Raw genomic sequence first — 22,337 nt, 5'->3', positions numbered from 1 at the left:
GGCATGGCTGGAGCTTTTTATTTGGGCCAATGCTGGAAATAGCCCCTAGCTCCTCCTTTTGCGTATGGTCTTCACAGACCAATTCACCTGACTCCTATGAAACAAGTAGCCGCTGGCGTGCACCAGCTCACTATCCAACGCTTCGTCAATCTGTATTTTGTAGAAACTGCTACCCCTGGCGAATGGGTGCTGGTGGATACTGGCCTGCCGGGCTCTGAGAAAGACATTATTGCGGCGGCCGATAAGCTGTTTTACCCGGGCACGCATCCCGAGGCCATTATCCTCACCCACGGCCACATGGACCACTCTGGCTCGGCGCGGGCCCTGGCCGAGCACTGGAAGGTGCCGGTGCTGGCCCACCCACTGGAGCTGCCCTTCCTCCGGGCCGAAGCCGTGTACCCACCCGCCGACCCTACCGTGGATGGGGGCGGCAGCCTAGCCTTCGTAGCGCGGTTTTTCCCGCCCCAGAGCTTTCAACTAAGTGATGTGGTGCAGCCGCTGCCCACCGACTCGGAGGAGGAAGTGCCCTACCTGCCCGGCTGGCGCTGGGTGCACGTACCGGGCCATGCGCCTGGGCAAATAGCCTTGTTCCGGGATGAAGACCGCACCCTGCTGGGGGCCGACGCTTTTGCCACCGCCAACCACGAGTCGGTGCCCGCGCTGCTGCTCCAGATTCCACAGATCAGCGTGGCGGGGGCGCCGTTCAACTACAACTGGGAGCAGGTACGCGAGTCGGTAGAGAAGCTGGCCGCCTTGCAGCCCTTGGCTATTGGCTGCGGCCACGGCCCGGTTATCACGGGCTCAGCGGCCGCCGAGGGCTTGTCCAAGTTGGCAGCCGATTTCCCGATGCCCGCGCACGGCCGCTACGTGCAGCAGCCCGCCCGCCTCGATGAAGGCGGAGTGCAGCACCTGCCGCCCGCTCCCCACGATGCGCTCCGGAACAAGCTCCAACTCACGGCGGTAGGTCTTGGCGCTTTGGTGGGGGCGGCACTGGTGGTGCAGCGCTACAAAAAGCACCAGCAGAATAAGTATCCGCAACCACATTCTCCCGAGCCGAAGCGCCACCATACTGAAGAAGTAAAGCGCCCCTACGCCCAGTAAGGTGCTCCAAGAATAGAAAGCTACCGACAGGCGCACGAAAAAGCCCCCGCACCAATGTGCGGGGGCTTTTGGTTTTCAGCTTCACCGAAGTCAGCGGTAGCAGTACGGGCGTCGGCTTGCTTGGGCAACCAGCTACTGACGCACGGTGATGCCGCCGTTGGTCGTAACGGCCCGGACGGTAGCTCCGCCGCTGCCCAGGTTGGCGGCTATTTCCTTGCTCATCATCCCGGTTTTGGTGACGGGCAGGGCACCGTTGATGCCGCCCATGTTGGTGCTGGTGTAGAACTTGGCCGAGTAATTTTTGGGCAGATTCCAGGTGATGCCCCCGTTGGTAGTCGATACGTCGAGACCCGCGCCGGTCCATTTCTCCCCAGCCAGCGTGATGCTGAGGCCACCGTTGGTGGTGTTGCCTTTCACGTTGCCGCCTACCTCATCCAACGAAATTCCTCCGTTCACTGCGTCAAAGGCAATATCCGCCGATACGTGGTCGATGTGGATGCCGCCGTTGATGGTTTTTAGGTTCAGGGCCGTGTGGCGGGGCACAAACACCTCGTAGCTCACGGCCCAGCCATTTTCGCTGCCTTCGGCGCGCAGCTTATTGCCTTTAGTGCTGATGCTGATGCCCTGAGCCGTTTTCTGGGCGACTTCGGCCGAGCGGGCCCAGGCCGATACTTTCGCCCGCACCTTCACCTCGGTACCATCGTAGCCGTGTACGGTGATGCCGCCGTTGGCGCGGCCATCAATGGTGAGCGTAGCGGTACCGGGGCTGGCCATGGTCAGGTCGCGGGTTTCGCAGAACTGCTTCTGGGAGCTGCGGCCATCCCCCTCCTTGCAGGTCAGGGAGAAGTTGGCGGTGGTTTGGGCCGTGGCGGCCGTGGCAACAAGACCCAGCGCGAGGGCGAGGAAAGTGGTTTTCATAGCGAAAAGAGAAAGTAGAACAGGATACGTATGGCCTTCAAGCGCCTTACTTGCCCCATAGATGAGCGGCCCTGGCAAACCGTTGCCTGCTACTTCCCGAAACCGTAAAATTTTATACGAAAGCTTACGTAGATGACTGGCTCAGTAGTGCGGCCACGCCCGTGAGGTAAGCCGTAATGATGGTAGCAGCCAGCCGCGCCGTCTGGTGGTCCCGGTCGTAGAGCGGGTTGAGCTCCACCACCTCAAACAACCGCACGGCTTCGGCCTTACCCGCCAGAAAAGCGGCTTCCGTGGCCTGGCGCGGCGTAAAGCCGTCGGCGCTGGGGGCCGATACGGCGGGCGCATACGCTTCGGCGCACCCGTCTATATCAAAGCTCACAAAGGCTGGCCCGCTGCTGGTAGCCCGGCGCAGGGCACGCGTCATGTACTCCGCCATGCCGTCCTGCTGCACGTGCGCCAGCGGCACAATGTGGGCTTGCTGGGCGTGCAGAAAGTCGATATCCTCCTTGGTGTTCAGGTTGGAGTGCAAGCCGATTTCAGTGAACTGCTTTCCGGCCAGGAACCCTTCCCGCAGCAGTTTCCCAAAGGGCGTACCGCTGCTGATCAGACCGGGCTTGTCCTTTACATCGGCGTGGGCATCGAGGTTGAGGCCGCCCACGGCTTGCGCCCCGTTGGCATCGAACAAACCGCGCACGGTGCTGTAGGTACCATCGTGGGAGCCGCCCAGCACCACCACGCGCGGGTAGCGGCCCAGTAGCCGGGCCAGCTCTTCCCGGATCAGCTGGTGCTTGGCGGCGTGGTCGGCGGAGACGCGCAGGGCCAGGTTGCCCGCGTCGGCGATGCGCAGGTGGTCGAGGCTGACGTTGTGCTCCAGGTTGTAGGTTTTGTGGTAGCGGCGCAGCTCCCGCCGGATGGCGTCGGGGGCGCCGGCGGCCCCGGCCCGGCCGCCTTCGAGCACGGTCCCGAAGTCGAGCGGCAGGCCCACGAGGCAGACGTCGGCCTGGGGCAGGGCGGCGGCGGGTTGAATAAGTTCACGCAGAAAAGTAGGCATAAGCCAAAGGTAGCCGAACGGGCCGCAGCCGGAAAAGCGGCGGATAGCGTAATTTGGCCGGATGAAGCTGCGTATTCTTTTCTCTTTCCTGGCCTTGCTGCTCTTCGCGTCCAGTGCGCGGGCCCAGCAAGCTCCTGCTGCTGCCAAGGCCAGCTTTTTCACCACCTACGACTACCTCACCTACGCCATCAAAGACCTGAGCAATGGCAGTGAGCCGATGCTGGCCCGGGGTGTGGGCGGCACGCTTACGCTTCGCCCCGACGGCGTCTACCAGAAACGGCTGACGCTGGCCGCCAACGGTACACAGATGCGCTTCGACCAGGATGGGCGCTTCGCGTTTGCTGGCGACCGTATCACCTTCACTTACACCGACAGCAAAGGCCAGCCCCGCACCGACCAAGGGACGTTTGTGCTGCGGAATGGGCTGCTCATTTTAACCGTGCAAGGCTACCCCGCCGGCAACCGGGGCATTTATACGCTGCGGGGAAAATAAAATTGCACTTTGCAATTATTAACCTGACCTTTCCTTAAGAAATACAGTTACTATACAAAGAAACTTCAAAAGTTAAAAATGCTTTTTAATGAACCATAAAGCCCGATAAAGTGCTTCGAGGGAAAACTAACCACCTCGTATGTTTCGCTTATCTACGCTTGCCCCTACTAGTCTTTTTCTCATTTTGATTGCCGCCGGCTGCCTGCGCAAGGAAGAGGTAGCACCAGCCAGCTCTGCTACCGCCGTGGCTACCTCGGTCGATGCCACGGCTGCTACCGAGCCCGGCGTGCTTTACACCATTCTGAAGGACCAGCACTACGCCACCAGCAACCCCGTGCGACTGGTAAGCAAAACCAAGCTCAAGTTCTCGGTGAAGTTCGACAATACCGCCGCTTACAAAACCAAGCTGACCAACAACCAAGCCGACGTAAACAAGCTCTACGGCCTCTCCGACTGCAACTCCCTGCACCAAACCAACAGCGCCCGGTTTGGCTGGCGCTGGTACCAGAACCGCTTGGAGCTGCTGGCCTACTCCTACCGCGCCGGCGTAAACACCACCACCCTGCTCACGGCCATCGACCGCAATAAGTGGTACACCTGCGAGCTGCAGATTACCGATGGCAAGTACACCTTTGTGGTGAACGGCAAAAAAGTGGAGCACAAGCGCAGCTGCACCGGTGCGGCCAAAGGCTACCAGCTCTACCCCTACTTCGGCGGCAACGAAACGGCCCCCCAGAACATTACCCTGCGCCTGCAGGACTTGCCCTAACGCCACAGGCTATGAAGCAACCCAGCGCCCCGGTTTTCAGCGTTACGCGCTGGAAGCCGGGGCGCCGGCGTTTGCGGATGGATGCGTTGCGCCCCGCCGCCCTTTCTGCTAACTTGCGGCCCCTTCGGCCCGCCGGCCGGGTGGCTTACTCATTCACTCAATTACTTATTCACCATAGATGGGACGCGCGTTTGAATTCCGCAAAGGCCGCAAAATGAAGCGCTGGGACCGGATGTCCAAAGATTTCACCCGCATTGGTCGGGAGATTGTCATGGCCGTGAAAGAGTCGGGCCCCAACCCCGACACGAACTCGCGCCTGCGCACGGCTATGCAGAACGCCAAGGGCGTGAACATGCCCAAGGACCGGGTGGAAGCTGCCATCAAGCGCGCCAGCAGCAAGGAGGAAAAAGACTACCAGGAAGTGGTGTATGAGGGCTACGCGCCCCACGGCGTGGCCATTGTGATTGAAACCGCCACCGACAACCCCACCCGCACCGTGGCCAACGTGCGCATGTACTTCAACCGCGGCAACGGCGCCCTGGGCACCGCTGGCTCCTCCGACTACACCTTTACCCGCAAAGGCGTGTTTAAGCTGGCCGCCGAAGGCCTCGACCTCGACGAGCTGGAGCTGGAGCTGATTGACGCCGGCGCCGAAGACGTGTACGCCGACCAGGAAGAGGACGAGCAAGGCGCGGTGAAAGACTACATCGTGGTGGAAACCGCCTTCACCGACTTCGGGCAGATGCAGAAGGCCCTGGAAGAAAAACACCTCAACGTAGTATCGGCGCAGCTGCAGCGGGTGCCCAACACCACCGTGCACCTCGAAGGCGAGCAGCTGGAAGAAGTCATGAACCTCATCGAAAAGTTTGAGGAGGACGACGACGTGCAGGCCGTGTACCATACCTTGGGCTAAACCCCATATTCGCGCGGATTTTTCGGTTTTCCCGGATATTGTGGACGATTTTTCCGCTTATTACAAGGCCGCCCCATGTGGGCGGCCTTTACTTTTTGGTTGATAAGCAACGAACCGACGGCAGCTCTCATCTGACTTTTATACCATCTATAGCTTTTCTGCGCACTGACGCACGACCTATGCGAATCCTACTTGCCGCCGTTCTGCTTTTCCTCTCCCTCACGACCACCGCCCAGCAACCGGAGCTGACGGCCCTGCTGAAAAAGCATAATGTGCCCGGCTTGCAGGTGGTGTACTCCAAAAACGGCAAATCTACCGCGTACGCGCTGGGGCAGCGCAAAAGCGGCACCCCGCAGGCACTGACGGGCAAGACCACGTTTCAGGCCGCTTCTCTGGGGAAAGTGGTACTGGCTTATGTAGCCCTACGCCTGCACGACCGGGGCATGCTGGCCCTGGATAAGCCCTTGCTCTCCTACGCGCCCTACCCGCGCCTGGCCATTCAGCCCGGCGCCGATAAGATTACGGCCCGAATGGTGCTGACGCACTCCGCCGGCCTGCCCAACTGGGCTGAAAACCCGCTGGCCGACAGCTGGAAAACTTCCGTCCTGCGCCTGAAATATGCTCCCGACAGCTGCTGGAACTACTCCGGCGAAGGCTACGTGTGGCTGCAGAAAACCCTGGAGCACCTCACCGGCAAGTCGTGGGAAGCCTTGGCCCAACAGGAGGTTTTTGGGCCCCTGAAGATGCGTCATAGCAGCTACGTGTGGCAGCCGGGCTTCGACAAAAACGCCAGCTTCGGCCACGATAATACCGGTAAGGCTACTGAAGTCCGCCGGTTTGCGGAGCCCAACGCGGGCTTCAGCTTGCTTTCCACTGCCGAAGACTACAGCCGGTTTGTGCAGGCTCTGCTAGCGGGCACCGGTCTGCAGCCGGCTACCCACCAGCTGCTGCTCCGGCCCGCCAGCGAGGCCAACCGCTGCGGCCACGCCCGCACCCCTACCGATTCCCACATTGCCTGGGCCTGCGGCGTAGGACTCGTGACAACCAGACGCGGCCCCGCCCTCTGGCACTGGGGCGACAACGGCGACTTCAAGAACTTCTTCCTGGCTTTCCCGGAGCAGCAGGAAACCCTGGTGCTGTTCACCAACGGTGCCAATGGCCAGCGCCTCACCAACGACGTGCGGCAGTTGTTCTTTAGGCCGGGCGAGTACCGGGCGCTGCAGTGGCTGGCGGAGGAGTAGACGAGTATTTGGTATTAAAGACTCAAAAGAACATCATGCTAAGCGGAGCCGAAGCATCTTTACCGCTTCGCAAGACCATTTGATTACCCCGGTAGAGATGCTTCGGCAAGCTCAGCATGACTTAGAACATATTCCTGAAGCCTGCTTTTCCAAGTCTTATCTACTTAGCTCTTATGTCCTTGATACGCTCACTCGCCCTGCTCCTGCTTCTTCTGCTCCCAGAGCTTCCAGCCTGGGCGAAGGGGCCCGACAACCTGCCAGCCTGCTGGAAGCAGCAAGTCCAGCCGGTACAAACCACTTACCTCACCCTGCGCTACCACGAAACGCTGGCGCAGCTGGAGCACAGCTTTCAGCCCTGGCAGGCCACCAACTACACCGGCACCGGCCGCGTGTGGAGCACCGCTACCAGCTTTCTGAAGAGTGATACGCTGCGGCAAGAAGCCAAAACCTACTTTTCCCGCACCCAGCTCACGCCTGCCACCCTACTATTTCAGGACTATGGCGACGATAAGCCGACCCGCGTGACGCCCAATGCTTTTCGTGGGCAGCCTCTGCAGGCGGCACGTTACACCACGGCTCCGCTCCTGCACTACTTCTACCAGCGCAAACCCAAGCCCACGCCGGAAAGCACCCGCACCGAAACGGTGTACCAAGACACACTCGGCGGCAGCATCGTGCGGCTCTACATCCGCCGCGCCGACAACCGCCTGAGCAAGGTAACCGCCCTGAGCCACGACGAGCTGTTCGGGGACGTGCTGACGACCTATACTTACCAGGACTACGCCACCGTGGGCCAGCTTACCTACGCCCGCACCATCGTCGTTAGTAAAATCAACGGCAAGCTCACGGATACTGTGCAGGTAACAGCGGCGGCGCTGGAGCCGGCCGCGCCTACGCTGCTCACGGCACCCGCCGGGTATGCCCTGGCTTCGCCCCCCGTTGTCAAGCCCGAAGTTACCGTAACGCACCACGGCGCGCACCTGCACTTTCTGGAGCTCAAGCACACCGACGACAAAGTGCTGGTGGTGGAGTTCAGCTCGTTTCTGCTGGTGGCCGAGGCGCCGCTGAACAGTGAGAACGGGGAGCTGATTCTGGCCGAAGCCCGCAAGCTGGCCCCGGGTAAGCCCGTGCGCTACTTCGTGGCGGGGCACTACCACCCGCACTACCTGGGCGGCGTGCGGCCCTTTGTGCACCGGGGCGCCACCATCCTCACCACGCCCGCCGATGTGCCCTACGTGCAGTACCTGGCCAAGGCCCCGCACTCCCTGCACCCCGACAGCTTGCAGCTGCACCCCCGCCCGCTGCGCACCTAGGAAATAACCACCAGCAAGACCATTGCAGAGGACGGATTTGCGATGCAGATTCACGTCATCGGCAGCAAGTCCCAGCATACCAATGACTATTTGGTGTACTACTTCCCCAGTGAGAAGCTGCTGTTTGAGGACGACTTGGTGTGGATAGCGCGGCAGGGCCCGAGCCGCAAAGCCAGTGCCCGGCAGGTGGGCTTGTACCAGGCCATCCGCGACCTGAAGCTGCCGGTGGAAACCATTGTGCAGTCGTGGCCGGTACAGGATTACGGGGTGAAGACTGTTATTCCGTTTCGGGAATTGGAGCAGTCGGTGACGGGCAAGTAACGCAGGCCGGGGCAACAGTTGGTGCCAGCGGGAATTATCGGTAGGTTTAGCTTTTTGCACCCTACCTGCCCCACAACCATGCGCACAACTCTCCTCGGCCTCGGCCTGCTGCTGACCCTGTTGGGTAGCTGCTCCTCCCCCACTTCCCAGCCCACCAAAACCACGGCGGCGGCCTCCTCCCTGGCCAGCTACTTTCCCGCCGCCGATTCAGGTGTGCAAACCGGCGGTGTGCAAATCGTCTCCATCACCACGCCCAAGGGCAAGTTCAATGTGTGGACGAAGCGGTTTGGTAATAATCCGCGCATTAAGCTGCTACTGCTCAACGGCGGGCCGGGCGCCACGCACGAGTACTTCGAGTGCATGGAAAGCTTCCTGCCCCAGGAAGGCATCGAGTTCATTTACTACGACCAGCTGGGCTGCGGCAACTCCGACAACCCCAAGGATACGGCCATGTGGAGCCTGCCGCGCTACGTGGAGGAAGTAGAACAAGTACGCCAGGCCCTCAAGCTCGACAAAGACAACTTCTACCTGCTGGGCCACAGCTGGGGCGGCATCCTGGCCGCCGAGTACGCCCTCAAGTACCAGCAGCACCTCAAGGGCCTCGTGATTTCCAACATGATGATGAGCATTCCAGCCTATAACCGGTACGCCGACGAGGTGCTGGCGCCCCAGCTTAAGCCCGAAGTGCTGGCCGAAATCCGCAAGATTGAGGCCGCTAAGGACTTCCAGAACCCGCGCTACATGGAGCTGCTGGAGCCCAACTTCTACGCCCAGCACCTGTGCCGCCTGCCCCAGCTGCCCGAGCCCATGACCCGCTCCCTGGGCAAAACCAACCAGTCGCTCTATGTGACCATGCAGGGCCCCAGCGAGTTTGGCGCCTCCGGTAAGCTCCTGAACTGGGACCGGGTGGCCGACCTGCCCAAGCTCGCGGTGCCCGTACTCAGCATCGGCGGCCGGCACGATACCATGGCCCCCGAGCACATGCGCATGGTAGCCCAGAAAGTGCAGCACGGCACCGCCCTCATCTGCCCCGAAGGCTCCCACATGAGTATGTACGACGACCAGGCTACCTACATGCGCGGCCTCACGAAGTGGATGCTGGCCGTGGATAAAGGCGAGCAGCAGGTAAAGCTGTAAATCAACTCCTGCATATTGACAAGGCGTTTTTCAATAGCTGTCATCCTGAGCGAAGCGAAGGACCTCGTCACGGTAGAACAATAATCGTAACAACGGTTTGTTCCGATGTGACAAGGTCCTTCGCTTCGCTCAGGATGACCACTTATTTACCACCTGTGAGTCTTCCGTGACACCGCCTATTTAGAAGAATCTTCCGTTGAAGCGTAGTGCTTGCGGCATTTTCTGTGAGCTTTGCCAAATGTCCGTTCCCTACCACACCCTCTTCCTGCTGGAAGCCGACCCTGTTTTCATTTTCGAAATCAAGCGCCTCGACGTGCAGAGCGCCGACCCCGCCGACGTGTACTTCTGGCTGCGCTTCGACAAAGCCACCCAGGCCCTGGAGTTGCTGACGTTTGAGGCCATGAGCGCGGCTGATGGCGAGCAGCGGCGGCAATTTTCCCAAGGCCAGCTGCGGTTTTCGGCCGCTGGCGGCACCTTTACGCCGGCCGCCGGCGGTCCGGCGCTGGCCCTGTGCCCGCATACACCGCCCAAGCTGCCGGCCGCGCTGGAACAGGCCCTGTTCGCGTTTTTTGACAAAGCCGAAAGCCCGGCGTAAGGCTACCCGGCCCCAATGCCGTATCTTTGCAGGCTGCCGACCCTTCTGGGGCCGGCAGCCTGTTTTTTTACCCGTGGGCGCGCACCAGCGGCGCGGCCTCTTCCCGACTCTGCTCTATGGCCACTCGTCTCAACAAATACATCAGCGAAAGCGGCATCTGCTCCCGCCGCGAAGCCGACCGCCACATCGAGCAGGGCAACGTGCTGGTAAACGGCAAGCGCGCCGCCATCGGCGACCAGGTGACGAGCAAGGACCGCGTAGTAGTCAACGGCATTGCCATTGAGCCCCGGGCCGAGGAAGATGCCATCTACATTGCCTACAACAAGCCCCCGGGCATCGTTACCACCACCGATACCAGCATCAAGGACAACATCATCCGGGCCATCAAGCACTCGGTGCGCATTTTCCCCGTAGGCCGCCTGGACAAGGAGTCACAGGGCCTGATTCTGCTCACCAGCAACGGCGACATCGTCAACAAAATCCTGCGCGCCGGCAACCAGCACGAGAAAGAGTATGTGGTGATGGTGGACAAGCCCCTCAAGGACGACTTCATCGAGGCCATGGCCAACGGGGTGCCTATTCTGGGGGTGATGACGCAGAAGTGCAAGGTGGTGAAGGACACACCCTACATCTTCCGCATCACCCTCATCCAGGGCATGAACCGCCAGATCCGGCGCATGTGCGAGCATTTCGGCTACGAAGTAGTACAGCTGGAGCGCATCCGGGTGATGAACATCAGCATCAAAGGCCTGGGCCTGAACGAGTGGCGCGAGCTGACGGAAAAGGAATTGAAAGTGCTGTTTGAGATGCTGGAAAACTCCAGCAGCGCCGACGACGGCTCCGTGCCGCGCCGCCGCAAGAGCGTGTCTACGGCCACCCAGTGGGCCGACCGCCCCGGCCGCAAAACCGCCCGCCCCATCACCATGCGCCCCGCCGTGGCCCGCCCCGCCTCCACCGACGACGAAGCTGATGCTCCGCGCAAAACCAAAGCCCGCCCCGCTGGCGCCTGGGTAGAGAAACCCGCGCCCGGCCGCAAGGCAGCGGGCCCGAAAGGCCTAGCTTCGGCAGGCCGGTCGGCGGGCTCGGGCCGGCCAACCAACGCGGTGGGTCCGCGCCCTGGGGCGGCGGCTGGTAAGGCTAGCCGCCCGGCCAGCGCCGCCGGGGGTAAGCGGCAGTCTGCTTCCAAAAGCCTCAACCGCACGCCCAAAGGCAACTCCGGCAACCGCGGCAGCAGCCGCAATGCCTCCACTCGGGGCGGAAAACGGTCCTAGTTTTGCTTTTTGTTATGACCAGCGGGCTGTTCCATCACGGAGCAGCCCGCTGTTTTTGGGGAAGTGGGAAGAAGTATGCCGTAGGGGCGGGAACAAGCCCCGCTCCTTCTTTACGCTGTGCATAGGCACTTCTTCTCCTGCCTTTAAGAGAAATATTCTTTCTTGAAAAATCAGATAGAATCTCCTGAATATACCCGTTTTCAGCACGCGAAACGTTTTTCAGGTGCTGTCTTCCTGAGTATGCAGAGGTAGCAAAAGTCTGATTCAAGCAACTCTTACGCATCGGTTAGCTGCGGCAGTACACTATGTTTGAGCATCGGGAGCGGATATACCGCTACCTCTCTCACTTCTTACCTGACTGCCTTACCTGCTATGAGCACCAAACCCTCCAATGCCTTTGTGGCCGCCTCCTGGGTGGCATTGCTGGCCGGCATGGCCGCCTTTGTGATAGGCCTCTGGAACGCGCAGATGCTGCTCAACGAAAAGGGTTACTACTTCACCATCCTGCTGTTCGGGCTGTTTGCGGCGGTGTCGCTGCAGAAGAGTGTGCGCGACCAGCTGGAAGGCATTCCCGTCACCAACATCTACTACGGCCTGTGCTGGTTTTCTACCCTGGCCGCCATTATGCTGCTGGCCGTGGGCCTGTGGAATGCCTCCCTGGCGCTCAGCGAAAAAGGCTTTTACGCCATGTCGTTTATGCTGGCTTTGTTCGGGGCTATTGCCGTGCAGAAAAACACCCGCGACGGTAAAGGCAACCACGACCTCTCTGCCTAGCAGCTATAGCCGATACCACGCAAAAAAGCCTGTTCTCCGGCCGGAGAACAGGCTTTTTCATGAGCGCATACGCGCAGCCGCTTATTTCACGTCTACCATGATACCCACGTACACCAGGCGGCCCAGGTTGGGCGCCCCAATCACCTGCAGGTTGTTGGTATTGAACAGGTTGGAGGCACCCAGCTGGAACGTGGTGCCCAGCTTGGGCACCATGTAGCCGGCGTAGGCATCGGTGGTGCTGTAGTCCTTGATCATGCCCGTGGCGAAGGGCAGCTCCTGCTGGTGGCCCTGCACCCAACGGTAGTTTACCGAGTACGACAGGCTCTTCAGCACCACGCCATTCACGCCTAGGTTGTACTTGTGCTTGGGCGTGTTGAAGAACGTGCGGAAGCCCGCGGGCAGATTGCTGCGGTCCAGCACGTTCAGGGAGTAGTTACCGGTCAGGTTCACGGCCTTGCTCAGGTAGTAGGTGAGGCCGACCGTGGCACCCTGGGTGCGCACGGGCTGGGCGTTGTTGCGGGCCAGGGAGATGATGCGCGGGGCCGAGGCGCTGGTAGCGCGGAAGGCTGAGAGGTAGCCGGCGTCAAACTCAGCCGGCGTAGGCTCACTGCCATCCGGGCGGCTCACCAGGTACGAAACCCCGATAAAGTCTTTGTATGTGCTGCGGAAGTAGCTGGCATCCAGGTAAAGGTTGGGTAGCACGACGCCCTTGTAGCCTACTTCGGCGGTGCCCACCTGCTCCAGACGCAGCTTGTCGAAGCTCACCTTGAAGGGCGTGAGGTCCATGCCGGAGAAGGGTACGTAGTTACGGCCGTTAGCATCCGTAAACAGGTAGCCCTTGAAGCCGTTTTCCGAGTTGCCGCGGAACACGTAGTCCGACACGTCGGAGTACAGGAACTGGTCGGTCTGGGAAGGGCTGCGGAAAGCGCGGCCGTAGCTGGCGCGGAAGTTATGCTGCTTGTTTTCGCCCAGGGTGTACACCGCTGCGGCACGGGGTGAAACGGCCGTTTTAAAGTTCTTGAATGCATCCACGCGGGCGGCCACGCTCAGCTTCAGGTGGTCGTCGAGCAGGGTATGGGTAAGCTGGCCGTAGGTGCCGTACTCATGGTTGCGGATGCGCTTACCATCGAAGTCGTTGAACAGCTTACCGTTGGAGCCTAACAGGTACTGGCGGTAGGCCGCGCCCAGCGTCAGCTCCGGACCTTCCTCGCCCAGCTTAAAGGTGCGCTGCCCGCTCACGTCGTTGAGGTAGGAGCTGAAGTTCTGCTTGGAGCCTACGCCGGGCTGGTCTTCGTTGATGATTTGCTGGCGTAGCGTGGCGAAACGCTCCGAGGAAACGGCGGGCTGGGTGGCATCGGCGGCCTGCTTGGCCAGCACCAGCGCTTCGTCTATGCTGCGGCCCTTGCCACGCTCTGCATCGTAGGTGTTATTGTAGGTGACGAAGTAAAAGTCGCGGTTGCTGAGCTGGGGAATAGCTGCGCTGGGGCTTTTCAGGATCAGGCCCGAGAGCTGGGTCAGCTCGTAGGTGTCGCCGGTGAAGTCCTGGGTGGAATAGGCGCGCAGGAAGCCGCGGGCGCTTTTCAGCTCAGCCCGAAACTGGTTGGTGCCCAAATCTTTCACCCGGAAACGACTGATGTTCTGATAGGTAGCCGAGCCGATGGCGCGCTTGGCTTCCACGGTCAGCTTCAGGTCGTCGCGCAAAAGGTAGGTAACGGCGGCCTGCAGGCGGCGGGAGTCGGTTTTGGTGTCGCCGGCTAGCAGCTCCCGCTCGGTGTAGCCGGGCATGTACACGGTTTTGCCGTAAAGCTCGGGGTGCACCTTAAAGCCCAGCGCGGGCACGTCCTGCACCGGCGAGAAGGTGTTGTTGAGCTCCCCGTAGCGGTTGATGGCATCAATACCCAGCACCGAGCCGGTTGGGTTCTGAGAGCCGGCGTTGGCGTTGTAGTTTTCCGGAATCCACTCATCGGCCCGGAAGGCACTGGCGTTGATTTTAAAGGCAAACCGCTTGCCCAGCTTCTGGGCGTAGCGCAGCTGCCCGTCCAGCAGGTTGCGCTGCCCGGCGCGCAGGCGCACGCTCAGCCCGTCGTACACGAAGGGGTCTTTGCTGTTAAACAGAATTACCCCGCTCAGGGCATTGGAGCCGTAGAGGGCCGAAGCCGGCCCGTGGATAATTTCGATGCTTTCCATGTCCAGCTCCGGAATACCCACCAGGTTGCCCGGGCTCAGGTTCAGGGAAGGCAGGGCCGTATCCATGTAGTCCACCAGCTGCACTACCCGCTCCGATTTGGCCGTGTTGAAGCCCCGGGTACTCACGCTGGTAAAGAGCATGGACGAGGAGTTTACGTCGACGCCGGGCAGGTTGCCCAGGCCGCCCAGCACCTCGGGGGTGCTGATGCGCTCAATCTGCCGCTCCGATACCTTGTCGATGGTGACGGGAGCCCGCAGAATGCTTTCCTCCACGCGGGAGGCCGCAACTACGGTTTCGTTGAGCAGGGTGGCGCTGCGCACCATCTGCACACTCAGGGCCGTGTTGGCCTGGCTTACCTGCAGGGTCTGGGTTTCGTAGCCCACGTAGGCTACCACCAGCTCTACCGGCGCCCCGTCAAACGTGGCCAGCAGGGAAAACTTGCCGAACTGGTCGGTGCTGGTCCCGATGAAGGTGCCTTTGATAAAGACCGTGGCACCCGGCAGCGGTTCGCCATTGGCCAGTTGAATTACCCCGGCCACGTTGGCTTCGGAGGGGTCGGCTTTTACGGCCTTTGCGGCGGCGGCTTTGCGGCGGGTTGCGTGCTGGGGCTTTTCACCCCCGGCCGGCGCGGCGGCCAGCGGACCCGCCTGTAGCAGAGCGGCGACAAGCAGAGGAGCGTATTTGTGTTGCATTAGGCTAAATTTTAGGAGAGCACAAGTCCCAAAACTACGCACGCTGGTTCAATGCCCAGCTTCCTATTCGATAAAAAGCCCCTGAAAGCCGCCGAGCGAGGGTCAATCCCGGCTAAAGTCAGTAGCATATAAATAGTCATATATTCTTCGAAATAGTACTTCTCACATATTCATTAGGGATAACGGGCATCTCGCGTAACTTGCAGCCCCGCCCCTTGGGGTTTTGCTCCTGTTTCATCTTCCCGCTCAATTTCTCTGCTCATGCTGCTCCGTACCGACTGGACTCTCGACGAAGTAAAAGCCATTTATAATCTGCCCGTCCTGGAGCTGGTAAGCCAGGCGGCTGCCATTCATGCCCAAACCCAGGCCACCGGCGAGGTGCAGGTGTGCACCCTGCTTTCGGTAAAGACCGGGGGCTGCCCCGAAGACTGCGCCTACTGCCCCCAGGCGGCCCGCTACCACACCGGCGTGCAGGCCCACAAGCTGCTGCCCGATGCCGAAGTACTGGCCGCGGCCCAGCGCGCCAAAGACGGCGGCAGCACCCGCTTCTGCATGGGAGCCGCCTGGCGCGAAATTCGCGACAACCGCGACTTCGACCGGGTGCTGGGCATGGTGGAGCAGGTGAACGGCATGGGCCTGGAAGTGTGCTGCACCCTGGGCATGCTGAATGAGTACCAGGCCGAGCGCCTCAAGCAAGCCGGCCTCTACGCCTACAACCACAACCTCGACACCAGCCGCGAGAAGTACGACGACATCATCACCACGCGCACCTACGACGACCGGCTGAACACCCTGGAGCACGTGCGCAAAGCCGGTATTTCGGTATGCTCGGGCGGCATTATCGGCCTCGGCGAAACCGACGAGGACCGCATTGCCATGCTGCACACCCTGGCCACGCTGCCCCAGCACCCCGAGAGTGTGCCGGTGAATGCCCTGGTGCCGGTGCAGGGCACGCCCCTGGCCGACCAGCCCCGGGTGAGCGTGTGGGAAATGCTGCGCATGATTGGCACGGCCCGCATCCTGATGCCCCACACCATGGTACGCCTCTCGGCTGGCCGCCAGGAGATGCCCGTCACGGAGCAGGCCCTGTGCTTCCTGGCCGGCGCCAACTCCATCTTTAGCGGCGAAAAGCTCCTGACCACACCCAACCCCGACTTCGACGCCGACAAGCAGATGTTTGCCTTGCTGGGCCTCAAGCCCCGCAAGTCGTTCAAGGACGTGCCCGAGGGCGCTATGGTGCTGGGCAAAGAGGCAGGCGTGGTTGCGTAGTAGTTCCCCATGCTTTGCTTTTCTAGCGTGTCATGCTGAGCTAGGCTAAAGTACCTCTACTGCTTCGTTGTAATGGCAATAATCAGCCAGAGCTAGAGATGCTTTAGCCTTGCTCAGCATGACATAACTTTTCCTGCCGTATGAATATCGTATTTGATTTGAACCTCGACCATAGCTTCGCCGAAGAAATACGGCAGCAGCATGAGGCCCGCGAGGCGCACGAGTTGATTTCGGACCTGGAAGACAAGATTGGTGCCGCCATCAGTGGCATCGTTTCGCTGCATGGAGTGCTGCCCGCCGTAGGCGACCGGCTGGAAGTAGAAGACCAGTGGGTAGTCATCAGCGTCCGCAGCTTCGGCCGGGACGGCAGCGTGTGGCTGGCCGCTAAGCGGTTTGAAGCTTCGTAGCAGCTTGGTTGCGTTGCCTTTTGGTGCTCCGGCCGCCGTTCATTTGCATGAGCGGCGGCCGAAGTAGTGTTTTACCTTCTTTTTCTCTGCTTTATGCGCAGTTTCCGTTGCTTGCTGCTCGCGCTGCTGTTGGGCTACGCGGGCGTGTCCTTCGGGGCCCGGGTCGATACACTGGCCATTCCCAGCGCGGTCATGCACAAGACCTACCGCGCCAACGTGGTGCTGCCCAATGCCTACGCCAAACAGAAAAAGGCCAGCTTTCCGGTGCTGTACCTGCTGCACGGCGCCACCGGCCACTACTCCGACTGGCTGGCCAAAACGCCCGACAAACAGCTGGTACACCGCCTGGCCGACCAGTACAACCTCATCATTGTCATGCCGGAGGGTGAGGCATTTGCCTGGTACATCGACAGCCCAGTGAACCCCACCAGCCAGTTCGAAACCTACATTACCCAGGAAGTAATCCAGAAAATCGATCAGACCTACCGCACCGTGCGCGACCGGAAAGGCCGCGTCATTACGGGTTTGTCGATGGGCGGACACGGGGCCCTGTACCTCTCGGCCCGCCACCCCGATTTGTTTTGTGCGGCTGGCAGCATGAGTGGGGCCGTGGACATCAGCACGGCCCGGTGGAAGCAGAACCCCGAGGAAGCCAAGCGCCTCACCGAGCGGTTTGAGCCCATTGTAGGGCCGGTGGGTGCCAACCTGGAAACCTACCTTAGCCCTTACATGGTGCTGCCCCTGGCTGATAAGCTTAAGGCCAACGGCCTGCCCCTCATCATCGACTGTGGAGTAGATGATTTCCTCATTGAGCCCAACCGCGAGCTGCACCGCCGTCTGGTGTACAACGCCACGCCCCACGAGTACACCGAGCGGCCCGGCGCCCACACCTGGGAGTACTGGGAAAACTCCCTGCCCTTCCACGCCCTGTTTTTCGCCAAAATCCTGCGCGCCAACGCCGTGCTGGTGCCGTAGAAAGGCCTATTCCGGCCCCTTGTAGAGACGCGACACTTCGCGTCTCGTCGTTGCTAACATTGTGTAGGCTACGCGGCTCCGAGTCACTCAACGAGCAGACGCGAAGTGTCGCGTCTCTACAGCCTTTTCGGCAGCGCAGAAAATCTACCAGCTCAGTCCTTATTTGATGTCTGACCTTTCTTCTCTGCACCGGCGCCTGGCGGCGCAGCTAACCCAGCGCGAGGCCACCGGCACCCGCCGCCGCCTGACGCTGCCGGCCGCCGGGCTCGTTGATTTCAGCTCCAACGACTACCTGGGGCTGAGCCGCCACCCCACCGTGCAGGCGGCCCTGCACCAGGCAGTGGCCGAGGCGGCGGGCAGCACTGGCTCCCGCCTGCTCACGGGCAACTCTGCCGCCGCCGAGGCATTGGAGCAGCAGCTTGCCCGCTTCCACCGCGCCGAGGCCGCGCTGCTGTTTAATTCCGGCTACGCGGCTAACCTGGGCTTCTTCGCCGCCGTGCCCCGCCGCGGCGACACCATTCTCTACGACGAAGCCTCCCATGCCTCCGTGAAGGACGGCATCCGTGCCTCCTTTGCCACTGCCTGGAGCTTCCGCCACAACGACCTGCATGACCTGGAACGCAAGCTAGCCCGCGCCACCGGGGCCGTCTTCGTGGCCGTGGAAGCGCTGTACTCCATGGATGGCGACATGGCCCCGCTGACTGAGCTGGCCTCCCTGTGCCAGGAAAAGGAGCTGTATCTGGTAGTAGATGAGGCCCACACCAACGGCGTGTACGGGGCGCGGGGCGAAGGTTTGGTAGCGGAGCTGGGCCTGGAAGACGCGGTATTTGCCCGCATCCTCACTTTCGGGAAGGCCCTGGGCAGCCAGGGCGCCGCTGTAGCTGGCGCCGCTGTGCTGCGCGACTACCTGCTCAACTTCAGCCGGCCGTTCATCTACACCACCGCCCTGCCCCCGCTTACCATTGCCGGGCTGGCAGCAGCTTACACGGTGCTGCCCACGCTCACAGCGGAGCGGAAACGGCTTTTCGCCCTTTCTGATTACCTGAAGACTCAACTCAACGCCGTGCCCGGCCTGCACGTGCCTGCGGCCAGCCATATCATTCATCCCGTGTTCTTCACCACTAGCCCCGGTTCCGCCTATGTGCGCCAAATAGCCGCTGCTGCACAGTCCTCCGGCTTCGACGTGCGCGCCATTGTGTCGCCCACGGTGCCGGTGGGCACGGAGCGGCTGCGGCTGATTGTACATTCCTACAATACCGAGGCAGAAGTTGAGGGGCTGGCGCGGGTGCTGGCGGGGCAGGTAACTGTTGGTTGATTTGTCATCCTGAGCTTGCGAAGGACCTTATCATGCTTGAACAAGTCGTTCAACTACCAGAAGGTCCTTCGCAAGCTCAGGATGACAGAACATGGCTATTATATCATCCATTCCTACTTGACACCCCTTCCTCCTTTGGAACGACTCTTCATCACCGGCAGCGGCACGGACGTGGGCAAAACCTTCGTCTCGGCCATCCTCACCGAGGCCTTACAGGCCGACTACTGGAAGCCCGTGCAGGCCGGGCTGGAGCCCACCACTGATGCCGCTACCGTGCGCGGGCTCGTGCAAAATCCGGTCAGCCGGTTCTGGCCCGAGCGGCACCGGCTGCAGCTGCCGGCCTCGCCCCACGCCGCTGCCGCCGCCGAGCAGCTGACGCTTCGCTCTGAAGACTTTCAGCTGCCCGTTACCGATAACCACTTGCTGGTGGAAGGCGCCGGCGGCCTGCTCGTCCCCCTGGCACCCGGCTTTCTGATAGCCGACCTCATTGGCCAGTTTGGCTTGGACGTAGTGGTGGTGTCGCGCAATTACCTGGGCAGCATCAACCATACCCTGCTCACGCTGGAGGCCCTGCAAACGCGGGGCCTGCGGGTGCGCGGCCTTGTCTTCAACGGGGAGCCGACGCTGGCCACGGAGGACTTTATTCAACAGCACACCGGCGTACCCGTGATGCCCCGGGTGCTGCCCGAGCCTCATGTTTCGGCGGAGGTGGTGAGCCGGTATGCGGCGGAGTTTCGGGCGTGGTTTTCTTCTTTCTAAGCTGACCGAACTGGTTTAGCCCGCAGAGGACGCTGAAGTTCACGCTGAAGGCGCAGAGGTTTTCAATGTTCTGTTAATCTGCGCCGAAAGGCCTCTGCGTCTTCGGCGTTTCTTCGGCGGCTTCTGCGGGCTAAAGTCTTCCGCGCCACCTTAGGCTGGCCCTGCCCTACCTTTGCCCCATGCCTACCCTCGCCGAACGGGACTACGCCGTACTGTGGCACCCCTACACTCAGATGCAAACCGCCCCCCTGCCCGTGCCCATCGTGCGCGGGGAAGGCAGCTGGCTTATTGCCGAAGACGGCACGCGCTACCTCGACGGCATTTCCTCCTGGTGGGTGAATCTGCACGGTCATGCCCACCCCCACATTGCCGAGCGCGTGAGCGAGCAGCTGCGCACCCTGGAGCACGTGCTGTTTGCCGGCTTCACCCACCCCACCGCCGTGGAGTTGGCCGAGCAGCTGCTGGCCTTGCTGCCCGCCAACCAAGCCCGCGTATTCTATTCCGACAACGGTTCTACCGCCGTGGAAGTAGCCCTGAAGATGGTGTTGCAGTACTTCCACAACCTGGGTCAGCCGGAGCGCCGCACCTTTCTCTGTTTCCAAAATTCCTACCACGGCGACACCTTCGGGGCTATGGCCGTAAGTAGCCGGGGCGCTTTCACCCAGCCTTTCTGGCCTCTGCTCTTCGACGTGGAGTTTCTCGACGTACCGGTGCCGGGCCAGGAGCAAGAAGTTCTGAGCCAGCTTGACGCGCTGCTGGCGCGGCCCGATGTAGCCGGCTTTATCTTCGAGCCGCTGGTGCTGGGCACAGCGGGCATGGTAATGTACACGCCCGAGGTGCTGGATGAACTGGTGCGCCGCTGCCACCAGCACGGCGTGCTTTGCATAGCCGATGAGGTGATGACGGGCTTCGGACGCACGGGTCCGCTCTTCGCCAGTGAGCTGCTGCCCCGAGAGCAGCCCGATATCATGTGCTTTTCCAAGGGCCTGACGGGCGGCACCCTGGCGATGGGCCTCACCACCTGTGCTGCCCCCATCTACGCGGCTTTCCTGAGCGACGACAAGATGAAGGCCCTGTTTCACGGTCACTCCTATACGGCCAACCCTGTGGCCTGCGCCGCGGCCCTGGCCAGCCTGGAGCTTACCCGCGCCGAAGCCTGCACCCAGCAGCGCCAGCGCCTAGCCGCCGCCCACGCCGCCTTCCGGCAGGAAATTGAAGGGCTGCCCGGCATCCGGCAGGTGCGCCACCAGGGCACAATCTTGGCCGTGGAATACGACCCCGGCGAGGGCACCAGCTACTTCAGCCGCCTGCGCGACGCCTTCTACCAACTGGCCATCGACAACCACGTGGTGCTGCGCCCCCTGGGCAACGTCGTGTACCTGCTGCCGCCCTACTGCACCACCAACGAGGAACTGGAGCTGCTCTACGCCGTGCTGCGCCAGATGCGCGAGCTAGTACTCGACTTCCTGCCCGCCCCCACCCTGCCCGAATACCTGCATGACTAGCCCCGCTACTGCCGCTGACCTGATTGTTATTCGGGGCCGGGGCCGGGCGTCGGCGCTGGGCACGGCCAGGGAATGGGCCGGGCCGCTGACTTCGCCCTTCTCCACGCACCCGACCAACTTACCCGTAGCGGCCCTGCCTGCCCCCGCCGAAGAAGCCTTGGCAGAGCTGCGCGCCAGTCACCCGGCCTTTCGGCAACTTGACCGCACGGTGCTGCTGGCCCTGCTGGCCTCCCGCCAAGCTGCCGTAGAGGCGGGTTGGGCTCCAGAATCAACCGGCAGCCAGAATTCAGAAACGAACATCCAACTCGCCGTCAGCATTGGCAGCAGCCGGGGCGCGACGGGACGGCTGGAGCAGTTTCATGCGGAGTTCCTAAGTGAAGGTAATGTACCGGCGGCGGCCTCACCCCTCACCACGCTGGGCAACGTGGCCAGCTGGGTGGCTTTTGATGCGGGCAGCAAGGGCGGCGCGGCCCTGAGCCATTCCAGTACCTGTAGCAGCGCATTTCAGGCTTTGGGCAATGCGGTAGCCTGGCTGCGGGCCGGCATGGCCGAGCGGTTTCTGGCCGGCGGCACCGAGGCTCCCCTCACCGGGTTCACGCTGGCGCAGATGCAGGCCATCGGCATCTACTCGCCCCTGGCGGCGGCCGACTGGCCCTGTCGGCCGGGCGCGGGCCGGCCCTCTACCTTCGTGCTGGGCGAGGGCGCGGCCGTATTTGCCCTGGAAAAGCTGAGCGGTGCGGCCTGGGCAGCAGCGGGCCGCCCATCACTGCCGGTGCTGGAAGGCGTGGGGTTTGGGTTTGAGGCGCTGGGCAGCAAAACCGGTCTTTCGCCCGACGGGCAGCACTTCCAGCAGGCCATCCGCCACGCCCTGCAACAGGCGCACGCGCTGCCCGCCGACATCGACGCGGTGGTGCTGCACAGCCCCGGCACCCCGGCCGGCGACGCGGCCGAGCGGGCGGCCCTGCGCGCTATCTTCGGTGAGAACCTGCCGCCGCTGCTGTCCAATAAATGGCTGGTGGGGCATACGCTGGGGGCTTCCGCCGCGCTAAGTCTGGATTTTGCCCTGCACGTGCTCGAAACCCAGCAGTGGCCGGTGGCACCGTTTGCCTCCGATCTGGCCGCTGCTGCCCCAAAACCTATTCGTCGCATCCTGGTAAATGCGGCGGGCTTTGGCGGCAACGCGGCCAGCGTGGTGGTGGCCCTGCTGCCCGGGCAGCCGTAGAAGCTCAGGGTTTGCGCACCTGGCTTAACGAAGCGTATATCTTTATCTTTCGGGTCATGCTGAGCTTGCCGAAGCATCGCTACCACTTCGTTGCAATGGCTATTCAGA

At 61.7% G+C, this 22,337-nt stretch carries 21 protein-coding genes; 18 read left to right on the top strand and 3 right to left on the bottom strand.

The window, feature by feature from the left end:
* Nucleotides 1-96: 96 nt before the first annotated feature.
* A complete protein-coding gene (locus FY528_RS00170) occupies nucleotides 97-1,101 on the top strand; it encodes an MBL fold metallo-hydrolase (protein WP_149068971.1) in 1,005 nt (334 codons plus the stop codon).
* Nucleotides 1,102-1,233: 132 nt separating this feature from the next.
* Here FY528_RS00170 and FY528_RS00165 read toward each other — a convergent pair whose 3' ends face one another.
* Together FY528_RS00165 and FY528_RS00160 are read right to left on the bottom strand one after the other, a co-directional pair.
* Nucleotides 1,234-2,019, bottom strand: coding sequence for a DUF4097 family beta strand repeat-containing protein (locus FY528_RS00165; RefSeq protein WP_149068970.1), 786 nt, complete (start codon nucleotides 2,017-2,019; stop codon nucleotides 1,234-1,236).
* Nucleotides 2,020-2,143: 124 nt separating this feature from the next.
* Nucleotides 2,144-3,070 (bottom strand): arginase family protein, encoded by a 927-nt coding sequence (locus FY528_RS00160; RefSeq protein WP_149068969.1) that lies wholly within the window; start codon nucleotides 3,068-3,070, stop codon nucleotides 2,144-2,146.
* A gap of 61 nt (nucleotides 3,071-3,131) precedes the next feature.
* Between FY528_RS00160 and FY528_RS00155 the strand changes: the two genes are divergently transcribed.
* The 10 genes from FY528_RS00155 to yiaA all read left to right on the top strand — a co-directional run bounded on the left by FY528_RS00155 (nucleotide 3,132) and on the right by yiaA (nucleotide 11,897).
* Nucleotides 3,132-3,563 (top strand): hypothetical protein, encoded by a 432-nt coding sequence (locus FY528_RS00155; RefSeq protein WP_149068968.1) that lies wholly within the window; start codon nucleotides 3,132-3,134, stop codon nucleotides 3,561-3,563.
* A gap of 139 nt (nucleotides 3,564-3,702) precedes the next feature.
* Complete coding sequence (locus FY528_RS00150) at nucleotides 3,703-4,332, top strand: hypothetical protein (protein ID WP_149068967.1); 630 nt, start codon at nucleotides 3,703-3,705, stop codon at nucleotides 4,330-4,332.
* A 178-nt stretch (nucleotides 4,333-4,510) separates the two neighbouring features.
* Entirely contained in the window at nucleotides 4,511-5,245 is a 735-nt protein-coding gene (locus FY528_RS00145; protein ID WP_149068966.1) for a YebC/PmpR family DNA-binding transcriptional regulator, read from the top strand.
* A gap of 179 nt (nucleotides 5,246-5,424) precedes the next feature.
* Nucleotides 5,425-6,486 carry a serine hydrolase domain-containing protein gene (locus FY528_RS00140; RefSeq protein WP_149068965.1) on the top strand — a complete coding sequence of 354 codons (1,062 nt, stop codon included), beginning with the start codon at nucleotides 5,425-5,427 and terminating at the stop codon, nucleotides 6,484-6,486.
* Between the two features lie 173 nt (nucleotides 6,487-6,659).
* Nucleotides 6,660-7,799, top strand: a complete 1,140-nt coding sequence (locus FY528_RS00135; RefSeq protein ID WP_149068964.1) for an MBL fold metallo-hydrolase — start codon at nucleotides 6,660-6,662, stop codon at nucleotides 7,797-7,799.
* Between the two features lie 42 nt (nucleotides 7,800-7,841).
* A complete protein-coding gene (locus FY528_RS00130; RefSeq protein WP_149068963.1) occupies nucleotides 7,842-8,120 on the top strand; it encodes a hypothetical protein in 279 nt (92 codons plus the stop codon).
* 78 nt (nucleotides 8,121-8,198) lie between these two features.
* Nucleotides 8,199-9,257 carry a proline iminopeptidase-family hydrolase gene (locus FY528_RS00125; protein WP_149068962.1) on the top strand — a complete coding sequence of 353 codons (1,059 nt, stop codon included), beginning with the start codon at nucleotides 8,199-8,201 and terminating at the stop codon, nucleotides 9,255-9,257.
* A 238-nt stretch (nucleotides 9,258-9,495) separates the two neighbouring features.
* On the top strand, nucleotides 9,496-9,852 hold the full coding sequence (locus tag FY528_RS00120; protein ID WP_149068961.1) for a hypothetical protein: 357 nt from the start codon (nucleotides 9,496-9,498) through the stop codon (nucleotides 9,850-9,852).
* A gap of 116 nt (nucleotides 9,853-9,968) precedes the next feature.
* On the top strand, nucleotides 9,969-11,123 hold the full coding sequence (gene rluF, locus FY528_RS00115; protein ID WP_149068960.1) for a 23S rRNA pseudouridine(2604) synthase RluF: 1,155 nt from the start codon (nucleotides 9,969-9,971) through the stop codon (nucleotides 11,121-11,123).
* Between the two features lie 372 nt (nucleotides 11,124-11,495).
* Nucleotides 11,496-11,897 (top strand): inner membrane protein YiaA, encoded by a 402-nt coding sequence (gene yiaA / locus FY528_RS00110; protein WP_149068959.1) that lies wholly within the window; start codon nucleotides 11,496-11,498, stop codon nucleotides 11,895-11,897.
* 81 nt (nucleotides 11,898-11,978) lie between these two features.
* Here the strand turns inward: yiaA and FY528_RS00105 are convergent, their stop codons facing one another.
* Nucleotides 11,979-14,777: a TonB-dependent receptor gene (locus FY528_RS00105; protein ID WP_149068958.1), complete on the bottom strand. Its 2,799-nt coding sequence runs from the start codon at nucleotides 14,775-14,777 to the stop codon at nucleotides 11,979-11,981.
* Between the two features lie 261 nt (nucleotides 14,778-15,038).
* On the opposite strand from FY528_RS00105, the gene bioB reads away from it, so the two are divergent.
* From bioB to FY528_RS00070, 7 genes are all read left to right on the top strand, one after another.
* Nucleotides 15,039-16,046 (top strand): biotin synthase BioB, encoded by a 1,008-nt coding sequence (gene bioB / locus FY528_RS00100; protein WP_149068957.1) that lies wholly within the window; start codon nucleotides 15,039-15,041, stop codon nucleotides 16,044-16,046.
* A 140-nt stretch (nucleotides 16,047-16,186) separates the two neighbouring features.
* Nucleotides 16,187-16,453 carry a hypothetical protein gene (locus FY528_RS00095; protein ID WP_149068956.1) on the top strand — a complete coding sequence of 89 codons (267 nt, stop codon included), beginning with the start codon at nucleotides 16,187-16,189 and terminating at the stop codon, nucleotides 16,451-16,453.
* Between the two features lie 93 nt (nucleotides 16,454-16,546).
* A complete protein-coding gene (locus FY528_RS00090; RefSeq protein WP_149068955.1) occupies nucleotides 16,547-17,428 on the top strand; it encodes an alpha/beta hydrolase in 882 nt (293 codons plus the stop codon).
* Nucleotides 17,429-17,594: 166 nt separating this feature from the next.
* The gene (locus FY528_RS00085) at nucleotides 17,595-18,743 is read left to right on the top strand and encodes an aminotransferase class I/II-fold pyridoxal phosphate-dependent enzyme (RefSeq protein ID WP_187631926.1); all 1,149 of its coding nucleotides are present in this window, start codon (nucleotides 17,595-17,597) and stop codon (nucleotides 18,741-18,743) included.
* A 135-nt stretch (nucleotides 18,744-18,878) separates the two neighbouring features.
* Nucleotides 18,879-19,502 (top strand): dethiobiotin synthase, encoded by a 624-nt coding sequence (gene bioD, locus FY528_RS00080; protein ID WP_149068953.1) that lies wholly within the window; start codon nucleotides 18,879-18,881, stop codon nucleotides 19,500-19,502.
* 179 nt (nucleotides 19,503-19,681) lie between these two features.
* Nucleotides 19,682-21,007: an adenosylmethionine--8-amino-7-oxononanoate transaminase gene (bioA, locus tag FY528_RS00075; protein WP_149068952.1), complete on the top strand. Its 1,326-nt coding sequence runs from the start codon at nucleotides 19,682-19,684 to the stop codon at nucleotides 21,005-21,007.
* A complete protein-coding gene (locus FY528_RS00070) occupies nucleotides 21,000-22,229 on the top strand; it encodes a beta-ketoacyl synthase N-terminal-like domain-containing protein (RefSeq protein ID WP_149068951.1) in 1,230 nt (409 codons plus the stop codon). The genes bioA and FY528_RS00070 overlap by 8 nt, the downstream gene beginning before the upstream one ends.
* Nucleotides 22,230-22,337: the final 108 nt, after the last annotated feature.

The organism is Hymenobacter lutimineralis, assembly GCF_008271285.1.
Taxonomy (GTDB): Bacteria; Bacteroidota; Bacteroidia; order Cytophagales; family Hymenobacteraceae; genus Hymenobacter; species Hymenobacter lutimineralis.
Note: the sequence above shows the minus strand (reverse complement) of the source record. Positions and strands in the feature narration are given on the sequence as shown.